Here is a 15,250-nt window from a genome sequence, read left to right on the forward strand (position 1 = left end):
TTTTTAGCAGGTAAGAAAGTATAAACCACTTTCTTATCCTGCATAAGTGCAACTAAGGCTTTCGCCAGGCTTGGCGATAAGCCAAGTTTTCTTTACTTTATTCACTGCTAATGAAGACCGCTTTGGAATTTTCCGCCGTGAACTTCCTGGGCGTCCATAACGGTGATGAATGCTTCCTTATCGATTTCAAACACCATAGCTTTTAATTTCATAATTTCCAGGCGGGTCACTACAATATAAAGGATCTCCTTGTCGCTGTGCGTGAACGCCCCGTGGCCGTCCATCACCGTTAATGAGCGCCCCAGGCGGTGAACGACGGCGGAACTCAGTTGTGTATACTTATTGGAAACGATGACGACTGCTTTTGTTTCATCTATTCCCTGAATGACCGCGTCGATCGTTTTCGATGCCACGAAATAGGTGATGACCGACATCATCGCCTGTTCCCAACCGAACACAAACCCGGCCCATGTAAAGATAAAGATGTTGATAAACATGATGAATTCACCGACGGAAAAAGGGAGATTTTTTGTCAGTAAAATGCCGAGAATTTCTGTTCCGTCAAGCGCGCCGCCGTAGCGAATGACAACACCTATCCCCGCACCGAGGATAAATCCTCCGAACAATGTCGTAATCAAAGGTTCATGAATGAAAGAAGTAAAATGATGAAGCTGTTGCTCTGTGATCGCCAGGACGACAATACCGTACAGGGACGTCAGAAAAAATGTCGCCCCGACTTGTTTGAGTCCGAAAATTAAAAAAGGGATATTAATGACGAGGACGAGAATACCAAAACCCAGTCCGGTAAGCTCATTTAATATAAGCGAAACACCGATGATACCACCGTCAATGACAGCGTTGGGAATTAAAAACAGCTGAATGGCAATCGCCGTTAATATAGCCCCGACCGTGACCATTATGCTACGATAAGCAAAATGTGCAATCCTATCCCTGCTTTTCGCTGAAAACATGGCAAATGACCTCGCAAACATCCGTAGAATAAAGAGAGCTTTTTGTAGACAAGCCCTCTCTATTAAACATATCGCCGTTGCCTGGAAAACATGACTATCTTTTTTTCTATTCTATCGGAATGCATATATTTTTCCTTATCGGCTCATCATTTAATGTGACACCCTTTCCGAAAAGGAGTTTTTTTTTATGAGTACGCAAAATATTCACGGACGTACCCTGGAGGAATGGATGAATCTTCATCCTGCGCTGGCGAGAATCGTGAAAGCAAAAGAAGTCGTTTGGTTAAATCCGAAATATCAATCATTGACGGAAAACGCTGGGCAACGCCCGTTCTCTTTGGAAGATATAAATAAAGCTGCGGCGAGATTGCGACGTTTTCAGCCCCTCATTGCAGAGCTATTTCCGGAAACGACGGCTGACGATGGACTCATCGAATCGAGCATCATACAAGTACCAAACATGCAATCCGCGTTATCGCAAACGTACAACACGGAAATGCCGGGAAAATTGTGGTTGAAGGCGGATCACGATCTGCCGATTGCCGGTTCCATTAAAGCTCGCGGCGGTGTCTATGAAGTTCTGAAGTTCGCGGAACAGCTCGCTGGCGAGAATGGGATGCTTAACGGGAATATGGATTACCGCCGGTTGGCGAGCGCGGATGCTCGGCGCTTGTTCAGCCAATACGGGGTCGCCGTCGGTTCAACCGGAAATCTCGGTTTAAGCATCGGGATCATGGGCGCGAAACTCGGGTTTAGGGCGGAAGTACATATGTCCAGCGATGCCAAGGAATGGAAAAAGGAAAAGCTGAGAAGCGTAGGGGCGACTGTTGTAGAATACGATGAAGATTTCAGTCAGGCGGTCGCAGAAGGGCGAAAAGCAGCGGAGGAGGACCCTCACGTGCACTTCGTCGATGATGAATGGTCGCGGGACCTCTTTATGGGCTATGCTGTTTCCGCTCTACGTATCAAGAGACAGCTGGAAAGGGCTCATATACAAGTGGACCGGGAGCATCCGCTTCTCGTCTATTTGCCATGCGGCGTCGGCGGGGGGCCCGGAGGGGTGACCTTTGGATTAAAGCAAGTGTTTGGCGATGCGGTTCATTGTTTTTTCGTGGAGCCGACCGAATCGCCCGCCATGTTCCTCGGTTTACTGACCGGCATGCATGAAAAAGTAGCCGTCGATGATTTTGGCTTGAGCAATCGGACGGCCGCCGATGGATTGGCGGTGGGAAGACCGTCCGGCATGGTTGGAAAAATCATCGAAACGATGGTAAGCGGCGTGTATACGGTGGATGACGGTCATCTTTATCAACTGCTGCAGCAGTTATGGGATACCGAAAGCATTTATCTGGAGCCTTCCGCGCTTGCGGGATTTCCGGGTCCTTTTAATCTGCTGGGAACAGCCGCGGGTCAGACGTATTGCGAACACCAAGGTATCGACGAGCGAACACTCCAGAAGGCCACTCATCTGCTCTGGGGCACAGGCGGAAGCATGGTCCCGGATGACGTCAAACGAGCGGATTATGAAATGGCAAAGCCAAAGTAGATAAAAGAAGGCAATAACCAGTGTAAAATGGCAGGGTAAAGACAAACAAAGTACAAAAATTTATTTAGGGAAATAAACTTCGTTTTTCCATTTTATGATCCCCCAAACGAAAGCATTGCTCCTCCGAGAGGGATCAGAGGCGCCATGTGATCCCCCAAACGAAAGCATTGCTCCTCCGAGAGGATCAGAGGCGCCATGTGAGCCCCTAAACGAAAGCATTGCTCCTCCGAGAGGGATCAGAGGCGTGAAGTGTGATCCCCCAAACGAAGGGCGTAAATATTTTCGCATTCCCGGGCTTTGACGATATCCCCGGGAAAATGGTTGTCCCTTCTTTTATTATTTAATATACTTTGTTATTATATAATATAATGAACGAACATAAACGAGGAGGATCCTCTTTTGGTCGCCATTCATGAACAAATCGGAAAAAATTTGCAAAGGCTCCGCAAACGACGGGGATGGACCTTTGACAAAATGGCTGCACAAACAGGGATCAGCAAAGGAATGCTTTCGCAAATGGAAAAAGGAGAAACGCAACCGACGGTAACGACCGTCTGGCGGATCGCCACCGGGTTAAATGTCTCATTTTCGTCTCTGCTTAAACAAGAAGAGCAGATGCTTTCCGTCGTGGAACGAAAGGACACCCCTGATTTGGTGGAAGATGAAGGGCGCTGCCGTCTTTTTCTGATTTTTCCTTTTGATCCCGAGACTCAATTCGAGACGTACACGATGATCCTGCATCCCGGTGCAAACTACCATTCCCTTCCGCATGCTGAAGGGATACGCGAATTCATTACGGTCATTTCAGGGGAATGCGACATCACGATTGCGGAAGAGACAGTCACTTTGGATGAAAAGAAGAGCATGCAATTTTCAGGCAATGTTCACCATCGTTATGTAAATCGTACAAATGCAGATACAAAGCTGCAAATACTTATGTACTACGCAGAGGAGTATTAATAAAAAGGACGAAGCAAAATGAGAGAAGAACAGCTACAGACGACGGCAACGGCCTCTACGTATACAGAAGCATACTGGCAAGGGATGAAGCTGGCCGCTCCGGTGATGCTCGGCTATTTGCCGATCGCGATTTCCTTTGGCGTACTGGCTGTGCAAACAGGGATGTCTTTTTTTCACTCCGTCTTGATGTCGATGCTTGTTTATGCCGGTGCCAGCCAGTTTATGGCTGTGAATATGTTGGCGATTGGGGCTGTCGGCATCGAAATCGTGTTGGCGACGTTTGTATTAAATCTACGTCATTTTGTGATGAGTCTATCTCTTTTCAGTAGTCTGCAACACATTCCGAAACGGTGGCAAGCGGTGCTTGCCCACGGGATCACGGATGAAAGCTTCGCGCTTGCGTCCCTGAAACGCAAAACCCTTGGAGAGCATCCGTCCGCGGCGATTTTTGCAGGTATGTTTTCCGGCGCTTTAGGCATGTGGTTAATCGGCACGATCGCCGGCGCATTGATCGGAAATGTCGTGCCGCCGGCTTTAAGCGCGAGTATGGGGATCGCGTTATATGCGTTGTTTATCGGGTTGCTCGTCCCGGCTATTCGCGCACACTGGAAAGTAGGTATCGTCGCCCTGGCAAGCGCGGGTCTTTGCTGGCTTTTTTCTTTGTATTTGTCCGAAGGCTGGGCGATCGTGCTGGCGACAGTGATTGGCAGTTTCACCGGTGTGTGGGTGCTTGAGGAGGATGACAAATGACTGTGACACTTATTATTGTCGGCATGGCGATCGCGACGTATTTGCCGAGGGTTTTGCCGGTATTCATTATGGATCGCATTCACTTTCCGGCGTGGGTGAATAAATGGCTGCAGGCGATTCCGTATGCCGCCCTCGGCGCCTTGATCGTCCCCGGTATTTTCACCGTGGAACCGGGAGCACCGCTCGTCGGTGTGATCGGCGGTTTGGTCGCGGCGGTTATCGCTTATTTCAGAGGTCATATTATGATCGTGATTATTGCCGCGATCGCGGTGGTATATGTTATACAGAGGTTTTAGTGGAGGTGGTCGCTATCAACGAGGGTCAATCGCTCATTCGTATGGAAAATGTAAGCACGGCCATATTAAAAAATATCTTCCTACATGTGAAAAAAGGAGAAATCATCACGTTAATCGGCTCATCCGGTGCCGGTAAAAGCAGTTTGCTTATGCTTTTAAACCGCTTAAACGACCCTGATGAAGGTACGATTACATACCGAGGACAGGATGTGAACAGCTACGACATTCCCGCGCTCAGAAAATCGATAGGTATGGTTTTGCAGTCTTCCTCGCTGTTTGACGGGACGGTCGAAGATAACCTTGCGTATGGGCCGAAAATATTTAATGAATGGGATGAGAAGATGGGCGAAGAACTGTTGCAAAATGTGCAACTTCCCACGTCCTATTTGCAGCGTCCAGTGGATGAACTTTCCGGAGGCGAACAGCAGCGGGTCGCTTTTGCCCGGACGCTCGCCAATCGCCCGGACATTTTGCTCCTCGATGAGGTTACCAGTGCCGTTGATTTAAAGAATGTCGAGTTGATTGAAGATTTTTTGTCAAGGATCGTACCTGAACGCGTACAGGCCATTCTCATGGTGACCCATGACGTTGCGCAGGCAAGGAGACTCGGGAATCGAACGATTTTTATGGATCAAGGCAAAATCGTCGAGGAAGGGAAAACGAGCGATTTATTCGCAAACCCACAAACCGAACAACTGCAATATTTCCTAAAGGAGTGAGTGATGGCACCGGAAATTTCAAATCTATCGATGTTTTTTCTCATTTTCTTCGTCCTCATCCCTGTTTCCCTTTCGTACATATACGCCCTTGGGTTGAGCGGGTCCATTGTCTGGTCATCGTTTCGGGGTATCGTGCAGCTATTTCTCATCGGTTATGTGCTAACCTATTTATTTTCACTGTCCCCGCCCATCGGGATCAGCATTATGCTGGCTGTTATGATCGCTGTAGCATCCCTGCACGCGAGTAAAAAGGGGCAGGGCATTCCGTTTGTGCGCGTGATTATTTTCGGCATCATCGTTGGGATCGCTCTTTTGATTTTAGCGATGTGGCTCGGTTTTGACATGATCGACTTCCAGCCGGACCAGGTGATACCGATGAGCGGCATGGTGATCGGAAACAGTATGGTGGCGATCGGGCTCGCGCTGGAACGGATGAAAAGCGAGTTCAGGGAATCCCGGGGAAAAATCGTCGCGGCCCTCGCACTAGGGGCACAACCGCAACAAGCGTCCACGATTCTCATTCGCAAGATCGTAAAAGCCGCGATGATTCCGAATGTCGACGGACTGAAGACGGTGGGTCTCGTGCAATTGCCGGGGATGATGACCGGACTCATTTTAGGCGGCGTGCCGCCCATAGAGGCGATTCGCTATCAAATCGTGATCTCTCTCAGCATTTTTACATCCGTCTCATTGGCGGCGATGGTGGCTACGATTATTTTCTACCGTTTCTTTTTTAATAAACAGATGCAGCTGGCTGAAATGAAAAATGATGAGGCATAAGACGAGGTGCTCGGCTTGTGCTTTTTTTTGCATACGGAGAAAGATTTAGGGAGACGCTATAGGGAGTTATGGCACTTTGAAAGGAGAGTATCATATCATGCAAAACGAAGATAAAAAACCGTCATACGGAGTAAATGTATCGGGAGAGGGGGATGCGTTGGACAAACGAAAAGCGGAAAACGAAAAAGAAGATACGCTCACGGATCGCCAGGGCCATCCGATCACGGATAATCAAAATATGACAACCGTCGGCAATCGTGGCCCTACGACGCTGGAAAACTACGAGTTTCTCGAAAAAATGAGTCATTTTGATCGCGAGCGGATCCCTGAACGGGTCGTACATGCCCGGGGTGCCGGGGCGCACGGGTATTTTCAATCCTATGGAAAAGTAGGCGAGGACCCGATTTCCAAGTACACGAGGGCGAAGGTGTTTACGAATACAGAGGTTGAAACGCCGGTTTTTGTCCGCTTCTCCACCGTTATCCACGGAAATCATTCCCCGGAAACACAACGGGACCCGCGTGGGTTTGCCGTCAAATTTTACACCGAGGACGGCAACTGGGATTTGGTCGGCAACAACTTAAAGATTTTTTTCATTCGCGATGCGATCAAGTTTCCCGATGTCATTCACGCGCTGAAGCCGGATCCGGTCACCAATCGCCAGGATCCGAGACGGATTTTTGATTTCATGGCCAGCTCTCCCGAGTCTACCCATATGATCACATTTTTGTTTTCGCCATGGGGGATTCCGGCCAATTACCGGCATATGCAAGGCTCCGGTGTGAACACGTACAAATGGGTCAATGATGAAGGGGAAGCAGTATTGGTGAAATACCATTGGGAGCCGGTGCAAGGGATTAAAAATCTGACGCAGGAAGAAGCGGACCATATTCAAGGGTTAAACTTTAACCACGCGACCCAGGATTTGTATGAAGCGATTGAAAACGGCGATTATCCGGAATGGGAGCTGTACGTCCAGATTATGGAGGACGGTGAACATACCGAGCTTGATTTTGATCCGCTCGATGACACGAAGCTCTGGTACAAAGATCAATTCCCGTGGCATAAGGTAGGCAAAATGACCTTGAATAAAAATCCGGAAAATTATTTTGCCGAGGTCGAGCAATCTTCTTTTGGAACGGGTGTCCTCGTCGATGGGCTTGATTTTTCCGATGACAAAATGTTGCAAGGGCGCACCTTTTCCTATTCGGACACGCAGAGATACCGGGTGGGACCGAACTATCTGCAGCTTCCTATCAATGCGCCAAAGAAGCACCTCGGTACGAATCAACGGGATGGGCAAATGACATATCACGTTGATAATCCCCCCGGGAATGACCCTCATATTAATTATGAACCTTCGATGATGGGGGGACTAAAAGAAGCCAAACAGAAAAGAGAACCTCATGAACCGCATGTAAGCGGAGAAGTTAAAAAAGAGGCGATCGATCGGAAAAATCATTTTGGACAAGCCGGAGAAACGTGGCGGCGGTTTAATGAACGGGAAAAGAGCGATTTGATTGCCAACCTGTCTACGGCGCTCGCCGATGCGGACGAATCCATTCAAAAGCAAATGATCAAGCATATGTCAGAAGGTGATTCGGAATATGGCCGGCGCCTGCAGGAAGGCATTGAACATGCACACTCATCGGTGAATGAAAAACAAGAAGATGCCGTCCTCGATGCCGAACGCATGGGTGATGTATCCGACCCGTATTAATTGGGGGAATGAAGCGGGCAAGAGGAGTATTCTCTGCCCGCTTTTGCGTGTATTATTATAAGGAACGGAGAAAAAATCCAAGTGTTATAATAAACGGAGATCGCCGATAAAACCGAGATTTCGCTGATAAATGGACGAGGTCGCCGATAAAATTAAAATGTCGCTGTTAAAACGATTCATCATTTCGAATTTATCAGCGTGATCCATCGATAACATGCACCTAAAGGTGGATCGTCGATAAATTTTAGAGGTCGCTGGTAAAAATAAAATTTCACGTACCGTAATATAATAAAAAAACACGACACCACCATAAAAGGAGTGCCGTGTAATGATTACCTATAAGCAGGAATGTCCAACAATTCATCAACCGTGACAAATTCCACGTCATCTTCCTGTAAAGCCGGAATGACCTTATCCAGGGCATCTACCGTTACCATTAACCCCTCATCGCCTTCAAGACCGGCGCTATGCTGTAACACGATCGCCCCGTAGGAAATATCGCTGAGAATGTTATCGGCAACTTCCTCCACCTCGAGATCTTTCCAATCTAAAGAATCCTGGGACCAAATGATGTTCGAGTAATCCAATTCATCCATAATCTGAACATGATCTTCAGTCTGTGCTCCATATGGGGGACGAAACAACCGCACTTCTTCCCCAGTAACATCCTGGAGAGCGGTTTCGGTACGATTGATTTGTTGTTCAGCATCTTCATAGGAAATCTCAGGAAATTCGGGGTGATTCCAGCTATGGTTAGCTACGACATGTCCTTCATCAAGAATGCGCTCAACGACTTCGGGGTGAGCTTCGACGCGTTCACCAATCAGGAAAAAAGTTGCTTCAATATCGTATTCATTCAATTTATCCAGGACAGCCGGAGTAACGACGTCGTCGGGACCGTCATCAAAAGTCAAAGCCACGTTTCTTTCTTCCGATGGACCTTGTAGAGTTACAATATCGGGAAATGTATTGTGCAATTCAACATTGCTGACCGGATTGGGATCGCGTACGTCCCTTTCCGAGCCTCCTTGCATTTCAGGCGTCGTATCATACTGTACGGTGTTGATCTCATCTTCATCCAGGGGATATTCTTCAGGACTCGGTTCTTCTGTATCCTCAGCTGGTCCCTGCCCTTCATCACCAGTGGTCCCCGGATCTTCCGCTACATTATTACAACCTACGACCAAGTCCGTCAACAATAGCTGTGTCAGAAAAAACATCGGTAGTTTTTTTCTCATCGTGCCACCTCCATAGTTACGTACCCTAGGGTTTGTATTTGTAGTAAAATTATTCGGTGAGAACGAAAATGAGCAGCGTAGTATTACGCCGCTCATTTTCATTATGAACGTTGATCGTCATGATTGTTTTGTTCGTTTCTTTCCTCTTGGATTTCCTCCTGTATTTGCCTGTGTACATCTTCTTTGACTTGGTCATAGACTTCTTCTTTCATTTCATCATACATTTCTTCACGGATATTTTCTTTTAGCTCTGCTGTTCGTGCTTCGTTTTGTTTTCTTTTTTCGATTTTGTGATCATTCATCATCATGAGAAGGACGACGATGACCATCGAAACCATAATCACTCCGAAGGGGAGTGCAGATACAATAGCGGCGGTCTGTAATCCTTCCAGGCCACCGGTTAAGAGCAGGACGCTTGCTGTGCCGGCGATCAAAAATCCCCAAATAATTTTAATGGAGAGCATTGGTTTAAGCCCGCCTTGAGAGGTCATTACGCCAAGTACATAGGAAGCTGAATCCGCTGATGTAATGAAGAAAATCCCGATTAACACAAAGGCGAGGATGCTCATGATCAATGACATTGGCATATTGGAAAGCACTTCGAACAGTGCGATTTCTTCATTCGCGGTTACCAATTCGGAAATGCCGGTGCCCATGACAATTTCCTGGTAAAGACCGTTACTTCCAAACGCTACGAACCAAATAACCCCGACTAATGACGGCAGCAGCAGTACCCCTATCAAATATTCACGAACGGTGCGGCCGCGGGATATCCTCGCGATAAATAAGCCGATAAACGGGGCCCAGGACATGTGCCACGCCCAGAAAAAGATCGTGTTTGCACCGAGCCAGTCACTTTCATCAGCCGAATACGGGGCTAATTCCAGACTCATCGGTACAATGTTGGACAGATAACCGCCAAGAGTTGTCAGGAAGCTTTCAGCAATCTGGATCGTCGGTCCGGCAACGATGATAAACACGAGCAAGAGGGCAGCGAGGACCAAATTGATATTACTCAAATATTTAATCCCCCGGTTGACGCCGGAAGCTGTCGAAATGATAAATAAAAGGGTAATGGTGGCAATAATTGAGAATTGAGTCAAGAAATTATTCGGGATGCCCGAAATATAAGAGAGGCCCCCGGACATTTGCATGGCGCTTAAACCAAACGTGGTCGCAACCCCCATCGCTGTCGACAACACAGCGAACGTGTCAATCGCTTTTCCCGGCCACCTTTCCATTTGGGTTCCAAAATAAGAGGCGAAAGCGGAACTGATCAGCGCCGGTTTATCTTTTCGAAACTGTACATAGGCAAGCGTTAAGCCGACAACGCCAAAGATCGCCCATACATGCAGGGACCAATGAAATGATCCATAGCGAATACCTGCTTCGGCAGCAGCTGCTGTTTCCGGCGTAATACCTTCAGGCGGATCCAGGTAATAGGTAACCGGCTCGGCAACCCCCCAAAAAACAAAGCCTACACCTATGCCGGCGGCGAAGATCATACCGATCCATGTATAAAATGGGTATTCGGGGCGGTCATCTTCTTTTCCGAGCCGAATCTTTCCAAACGGACTGAAGACAACAAAAATAGAAAAAGCAACAAAGAAAGCTGTGGCAATCATGTAAAACCAGCCGAAGTTTTCAATGGTAAAGTCCAGTGCAATATTAGCGATTTGTTCCAAAGACGGGGTGTTCAGAGCTCCCCATAATACGAAAGCCAGCACTAAAACAGCTGAAATCGCAAAGACGATATTCGGACGTTTCATCTCGTATGTATAATGCTTTGCCATATCGGGTTAAAGGCTCCAGGTATAGAGCCTTTACAATCCCCCTTTCTTCGAGAGCATAACAGTATATGTGTCATGTTACCCTACTTTTTCCGTTAACAAACAAAAAACAATTCGAGACAGATCTAGAGCTCGAATTGTTTGGCGGTTGTTTCGTCATTTTCCAGTTGGTGGATAAATTCTTTCAGAACGTGAACATCCAAGGTGATATTCACACCTTGCGGAGATGTAATAAATACTTGACCTTGGCTGCGTGCTTTTTTAAATTGATAGCCATCGATTGTCATTAATACACGTTCATCCGGTCTGGCCATGCCCATCACCTCTTTTCCATATTTATTATTGTAACGAACCATAAGCGAAGATGCTATATTATCATCCATTTTTTTTCACGACGAGATGTGATACCGTTAGCTGTGAAAAGAAGGGTGATGAGCAAAATATGGATCAAGTTGCTGCAATGATCAATGAAGATGTGTTGAACATCCAACGTTCCGGCATCCGACAATTTTTTGATAAAGTGGCAAAAGTAGAAGGGGCGGTTCAACTGACGCTCGGGCAACCGGATTTTCCCACGCCGGTTCATGTGAAAGATGCCGCGAAAGACGCTATCGATAGAGATCAAACGAGTTACACCAATAATGGTGGCCTTCCGGAACTGCAAGTGGCTGCCACCGAATTCCTGCGCGAAAAATATGGATTAGGTTATGACCCCACAAGCGAGGTCATCACTACCGTTGGTGCTAGCCAGGCCCTCGACATGACAGTGCGTACCATTCTGACGCGCGGCGATGAAGTGCTTTTGCCTGTGCCCGCCTATCCGGCGTATGAGCCGCTCATTCGCTTGAGTGGGGCCACTCCGGTTTACATCGATACGAGCAAAACGAATTTCAAACTTACAAAAGAAGCCGTGCAGGCAGCGATGACGTCGCGAACGCGCGCGCTCTTTCTGTCATACCCATCCAATCCGACCGGGCAGACGCTCACCGAGACGGAATTAATGGATTTAGCCTCTATCCTGCGGGAGGAAAATATTTTTATCGTCAGTGATGAAATCTATAGTGAACTCGTCTATGATCATACGCATCAGTCGATCGCGATGTTTCCGGGGATGAAAGAGCGAACGATTGTCATCAATGGTTTGTCAAAATCCCACAGCATGACAGGATGGCGGATTGGTTTCGCGTTTGCGCCCGCTGAGCTGATCACACAGATGCTGAAGGTGCACAGCTACAATATTTCCTGTGCCAGTTCCATCTCGCAGCATGCTGCGCTTGCGGCATTGACAGCAGGAAAAAATGATGCAGAACCGATGCGGGTAGAATATGAAAAACGGCGAAATTATATGCAAGAGCGCCTGCATCAGATGAAACTCCCGGTATCGAAACCTGAAGGGGCCTTTTACCTGTTCCCTTCGATTCAGAAAACCGGTCTCGATTCCTATGCATTTGCCGAACGGCTGCTCGCAGAAGAAAAACTTGCCGTCGTTCCCGGTACCGCGTTCTCACGATACGGTGAAGGCTATGTGCGCCTTTCATACGCGTATAGTATGGAGAATCTCGCAGAAGCTTGTGATCGTCTGGAACGCTTCGTTAGTCGGCTTTTGCCTTAGGCCGTTTGGAAACATAGGCGTGATCTTTTGCAAAAAAGCGCCAGGGATAGTGTTTCGCTTCACCGCTGGCATCAATACCGACACGGGGAGAAGTGGCGACACTGATTGCAGCGTCGTCCCCATCGCTAATATAAAGTGATTCGCTCTGCAGGTCGTGTCCGTTATACTTATCTCGCGTTATCCCAAAGGCTTGCCCGAGTTTACCAGGTCCGTTAGTTAATTGGCGTCGCTGGGCAGTTGTTAACATTTCATAGGAGCGTTGAAATCGACGTTGAGCCATCGATTCCAGCCCCGCGATCGGTTCGACCGCTCGCAGGAGGACCCCTTCGGGGGCATTTGGACCGACGGTGACACAGTTGATACAATGGTGAATGCCATAAATGATATACACATAAGCATGCCCCGCCTCGCCGAACATCGTTTCATTTCTTTTCGTTCGTCGGCCTCCATAAGTATGGGCAGCACGGTCTTCGGGGCCGATATAGGCCTCTGTCTCAACGATTTTGCCAACGATGGTTTCGCCGTCATGCTGTTTGATAAGCTGCTTGCCAATGAGGGCTTCGGCAACCTTCAGGGTTGGCTGTTGAAAAAAGGCACGGGACAATTTTTGCATGATTGGGTCCTCCTGATTGTATATAAGGTTTGATTCAAGTACAATTTGAGTAAAAGGGGTGATTGTATTGGCAGAAGCACAAGAGATTGAAGAAACAAAGGAACGGGTATGGGCCGAGCTTGAAAATGTTATTGACCCTGAACTCGGTGTGGATATTGTGAATCTCGGTCTAGTATACGGGGTCGATCTGGATGATGACAATAATGTTGCCGTGACCATGACGTTAACCTCGATGGGCTGCCCACTTGCCGGCATGATCCAGTCGGAAATCAAAATGGCCTTATGGGATTTGCAGGAAGCCAATGAAATCGGCGAAGTGGAAGCGAATATCGTCTGGGATCCACCCTGGGGCAAAGATAAAATGTCACGTTATGCTAAAATCGCACTCGGCGTTGCCGATTAATGAAAAACGGTTGAAGGTTTTCTCCCCTTCAACCGTTTTTTGCATTAAACCTGCTTGAATTCCGCTACGGTGTCGCTGAACATTTTCATGGCATTTTCAACCGGGCCGGGGGTCGTCAAGTCGACGCCGGTTTTTTTCAGGAGCTCAAGGGGGAAATCTTCGCTTCCGCTACGCAAAAAGGCGAGGTAATTGTCAACCGTTTCCTGATCACCGTCAAGAATGCGCATGGCAATATCAATGGCTGAAACAAAACCGGTTGCGTACTGATACACATAAAACGCCCGATAGAAATGGGGGATGCGCGACCAGCCGTATTTGACTTCATCATCAAAGACGAGTTCCGGGCCATGATAGGCGCGAAAGAGTGATTCATACAATTCGTTTAAGCTGTTGGCGTCCAGGGGTTCTTCGGCTTCCGCCCGTTCATGGGTCTGTTTTTCGAAATCGGCAAACATCACCTGGGTGAAAAATGTGCCTTTAAATTGTTCGATAAAGTGATTAAGCAGATACTTACGCATGTCGGGTTGATCGGCATTTTTCTTGAGCAAATGTTGAATGAGCAGGACTTCATTGACGGTGGAAGCCACTTCAGCCACGAAAATGCGGTAATTGGCGGTGATCTGCGGCTGGTGTTTGTTCGAGTAGTAGCTGTGCATCGCGTGGCCCATTTCATGGACGAGGGTAAACTGGCTGCTCAAGTCATCATGGTAATTAAGGAGCACGAAAGGGTGTACCCCGTAAACGCCCATATTGTAGGCGCCCGATTTTTTCCCGGCTGTTTCGCGCACGTCGATGTAACGTTTGTCCCGAAATTCACGAAGCACGTTTATATAATCATCACCGAGAGGGGCCAAAGCTTCCAGCATCGTATCGTAGGCTTCATCATACGTGATATCCACTTTCATGTCGGGAACGAGAGGGACGTTTAAATCATATTGCCTTAGTTCCTCGACGCCCAGTTTTTCTTTTCTTATCGTCGTGTAGTCGTGGAGAGGCTGAATATTCGCTTTCGCGGCGGCGAGCAAATGGTCATACACGTTCACGGGGATATTATCGCCAAATAGGGACTGGCTACGGGCGGAGTCATGGCCGCGGATCTTTGCCAGTGTCGTATTCGTTTTAATTTCAGCTGCCAAATTGGTGGCGATCGTATTATTTAATTCAACGTAAGGTTTATAATAAGCTTTGTATGCTTCCCTGCGCACTTCACGATCTTCATCCTCGATCCGCTTCGAATACATTCCCCGTGTCATTGGCACCTCGTTGCCATCTTCATCGGTCACAAGGCCGAATTGAATGTCGGCATTGTTGAGCATATTGTACGTATCGGCCGGTGCTCCCAGCGTTTCTCCCAACTTGGAAAGAAGCTCTTCCTGTTCCTTCGCGAGGACGTAAGGCTTGTAGCGGAACGACTTCCAAAGCGAGTCTTCAAAATAGCCAAGCCTCTCTTCTTCACGTATATATTGCTGCAAAGTGTCTTCATCCAGGCTTAATAAAAAAGGCATAAAAAAAGCGGTGGCTTCACTGACTTTCACGCCTGCCTGCGAAGCTTTGGCGCTCAACTGCTGGGCGTGAGCGTCACGGGTGTCAATGTCGGACAAAAACATCGTATAGGCGAAGACATGCTGGAGCTTATACGCCATTTCTTCCTGTTTTTTCAAATAGGCGAAAAGCGTAGCGCCATCGTTGATATGACCATCGAATGCCTTGAGCTCGCGGGCGTAAGCCAACACATCATCGAGGTCCTTTTGCCAGTCGTCTTCGGATGCGTAAAGGTCGGTCAAATCCCATTTTTCCTGTTCAGGAACATCCTGACGTTTTTCATACGTTGTCATCGTTACACACCTGCCTT

16 protein-coding genes are annotated in these 15,250 nt (G+C 47.9%); 9 read left to right on the forward strand and 7 right to left on the reverse strand.

Annotated features, from left to right (window positions below; all coding sequences use genetic code 11):
* Nucleotides 1-107 precede the first annotated feature (107 nt).
* Nucleotides 108-971, reverse strand: coding sequence for a YitT family protein (locus tag BLS58_RS00005; protein ID WP_090395512.1), 864 nt, complete (start codon nt 969-971; stop codon nt 108-110).
* A gap of 187 nt (nt 972-1,158) precedes the next feature.
* Here BLS58_RS00005 and BLS58_RS00010 point away from each other — a divergent pair, with 187 nt between their 5' ends.
* From BLS58_RS00010 to BLS58_RS00040, 7 genes are all read left to right on the forward strand, one after another.
* Nucleotides 1,159-2,517: a D-serine ammonia-lyase gene (locus BLS58_RS00010; RefSeq protein ID WP_090395513.1), complete on the forward strand. Its 1,359-nt coding sequence runs from the start codon at nt 1,159-1,161 to the stop codon at nt 2,515-2,517.
* Nucleotides 2,518-2,916: 399 nt separating this feature from the next.
* Nucleotides 2,917-3,477: a helix-turn-helix domain-containing protein gene (locus BLS58_RS00015; protein WP_090395514.1), complete on the forward strand. Its 561-nt coding sequence runs from the start codon at nt 2,917-2,919 to the stop codon at nt 3,475-3,477.
* An 18-nt stretch (nt 3,478-3,495) separates the two neighbouring features.
* A complete protein-coding gene (locus BLS58_RS00020) occupies nt 3,496-4,227 on the forward strand; it encodes an AzlC family ABC transporter permease (protein WP_090395515.1) in 732 nt (243 codons plus the stop codon).
* Complete coding sequence (locus BLS58_RS00025; RefSeq protein ID WP_090395516.1) at nt 4,224-4,523, forward strand: AzlD domain-containing protein; 300 nt, start codon at nt 4,224-4,226, stop codon at nt 4,521-4,523. The genes BLS58_RS00020 and BLS58_RS00025 overlap by 4 nt, the downstream gene beginning before the upstream one ends.
* Nucleotides 4,523-5,242 carry an ABC transporter ATP-binding protein gene (locus BLS58_RS00030; RefSeq protein ID WP_245722996.1) on the forward strand — a complete coding sequence of 240 codons (720 nt, stop codon included), beginning with the start codon at nt 4,523-4,525 and terminating at the stop codon, nt 5,240-5,242. Before BLS58_RS00025 ends, BLS58_RS00030 begins: the two co-directional genes overlap by 1 nt.
* 3 nt (nt 5,243-5,245) lie before the next feature.
* Complete coding sequence (locus tag BLS58_RS00035; protein WP_090395517.1) at nt 5,246-6,022, forward strand: ABC transporter permease; 777 nt, start codon at nt 5,246-5,248, stop codon at nt 6,020-6,022.
* 97 nt (nt 6,023-6,119) lie between these two features.
* A complete protein-coding gene (locus tag BLS58_RS00040) occupies nt 6,120-7,742 on the forward strand; it encodes a catalase (protein WP_090395518.1) in 1,623 nt (540 codons plus the stop codon).
* Nucleotides 7,743-7,826: 84 nt separating this feature from the next.
* Here BLS58_RS00040 and BLS58_RS18115 read toward each other — a convergent pair whose 3' ends face one another.
* From BLS58_RS18115 to BLS58_RS00055, 4 genes are all read right to left on the reverse strand, one after another.
* Nucleotides 7,827-7,949, reverse strand: coding sequence for a hypothetical protein (locus tag BLS58_RS18115; protein WP_281240980.1), 123 nt, complete (start codon nt 7,947-7,949; stop codon nt 7,827-7,829).
* 125 nt (nt 7,950-8,074) lie between these two features.
* On the reverse strand, nt 8,075-8,980 hold the full coding sequence (locus tag BLS58_RS00045) for a polysaccharide deacetylase family protein (RefSeq protein ID WP_176764515.1): 906 nt from the start codon (nt 8,978-8,980) through the stop codon (nt 8,075-8,077).
* Nucleotides 8,981-9,081: 101 nt separating this feature from the next.
* Nucleotides 9,082-10,773: a BCCT family transporter gene (locus BLS58_RS00050; RefSeq protein WP_090395520.1), complete on the reverse strand. Its 1,692-nt coding sequence runs from the start codon at nt 10,771-10,773 to the stop codon at nt 9,082-9,084.
* A 122-nt stretch (nt 10,774-10,895) separates the two neighbouring features.
* A complete protein-coding gene (locus tag BLS58_RS00055; RefSeq protein WP_090395521.1) occupies nt 10,896-11,084 on the reverse strand; it encodes a hypothetical protein in 189 nt (62 codons plus the stop codon).
* Nucleotides 11,085-11,212: 128 nt separating this feature from the next.
* Here BLS58_RS00055 and BLS58_RS00060 point away from each other — a divergent pair, with 128 nt between their 5' ends.
* Complete coding sequence (locus BLS58_RS00060) at nt 11,213-12,382, forward strand: aminotransferase A (RefSeq protein ID WP_090395522.1); 1,170 nt, start codon at nt 11,213-11,215, stop codon at nt 12,380-12,382.
* On the opposite strand, the gene BLS58_RS00065 is transcribed toward BLS58_RS00060, so the two are convergent.
* Complete coding sequence (locus BLS58_RS00065; RefSeq protein WP_090395523.1) at nt 12,363-12,995, reverse strand: DNA-3-methyladenine glycosylase; 633 nt, start codon at nt 12,993-12,995, stop codon at nt 12,363-12,365. The two genes, BLS58_RS00060 and BLS58_RS00065, sit on opposite strands and share 20 nt — an antisense overlap.
* Nucleotides 12,996-13,062: 67 nt before the next feature.
* Between BLS58_RS00065 and BLS58_RS00070 the strand changes: the two genes are divergently transcribed.
* Nucleotides 13,063-13,398: a metal-sulfur cluster assembly factor gene (locus BLS58_RS00070; RefSeq protein ID WP_090395524.1), complete on the forward strand. Its 336-nt coding sequence runs from the start codon at nt 13,063-13,065 to the stop codon at nt 13,396-13,398.
* Between the two features lie 44 nt (nt 13,399-13,442).
* Here BLS58_RS00070 and pepF read toward each other — a convergent pair whose 3' ends face one another.
* Nucleotides 13,443-15,233 carry an oligoendopeptidase F gene (pepF, locus tag BLS58_RS00075; protein ID WP_090395525.1) on the reverse strand — a complete coding sequence of 597 codons (1,791 nt, stop codon included), beginning with the start codon at nt 15,231-15,233 and terminating at the stop codon, nt 13,443-13,445.
* Nucleotides 15,234-15,250 lie beyond the last annotated feature (17 nt).

The organism is Natribacillus halophilus (genome assembly GCF_900100185.1).
In the GTDB taxonomy this organism is placed as follows: Bacteria; Bacillota; Bacilli; order Bacillales; family Marinococcaceae; genus Natribacillus; species Natribacillus halophilus.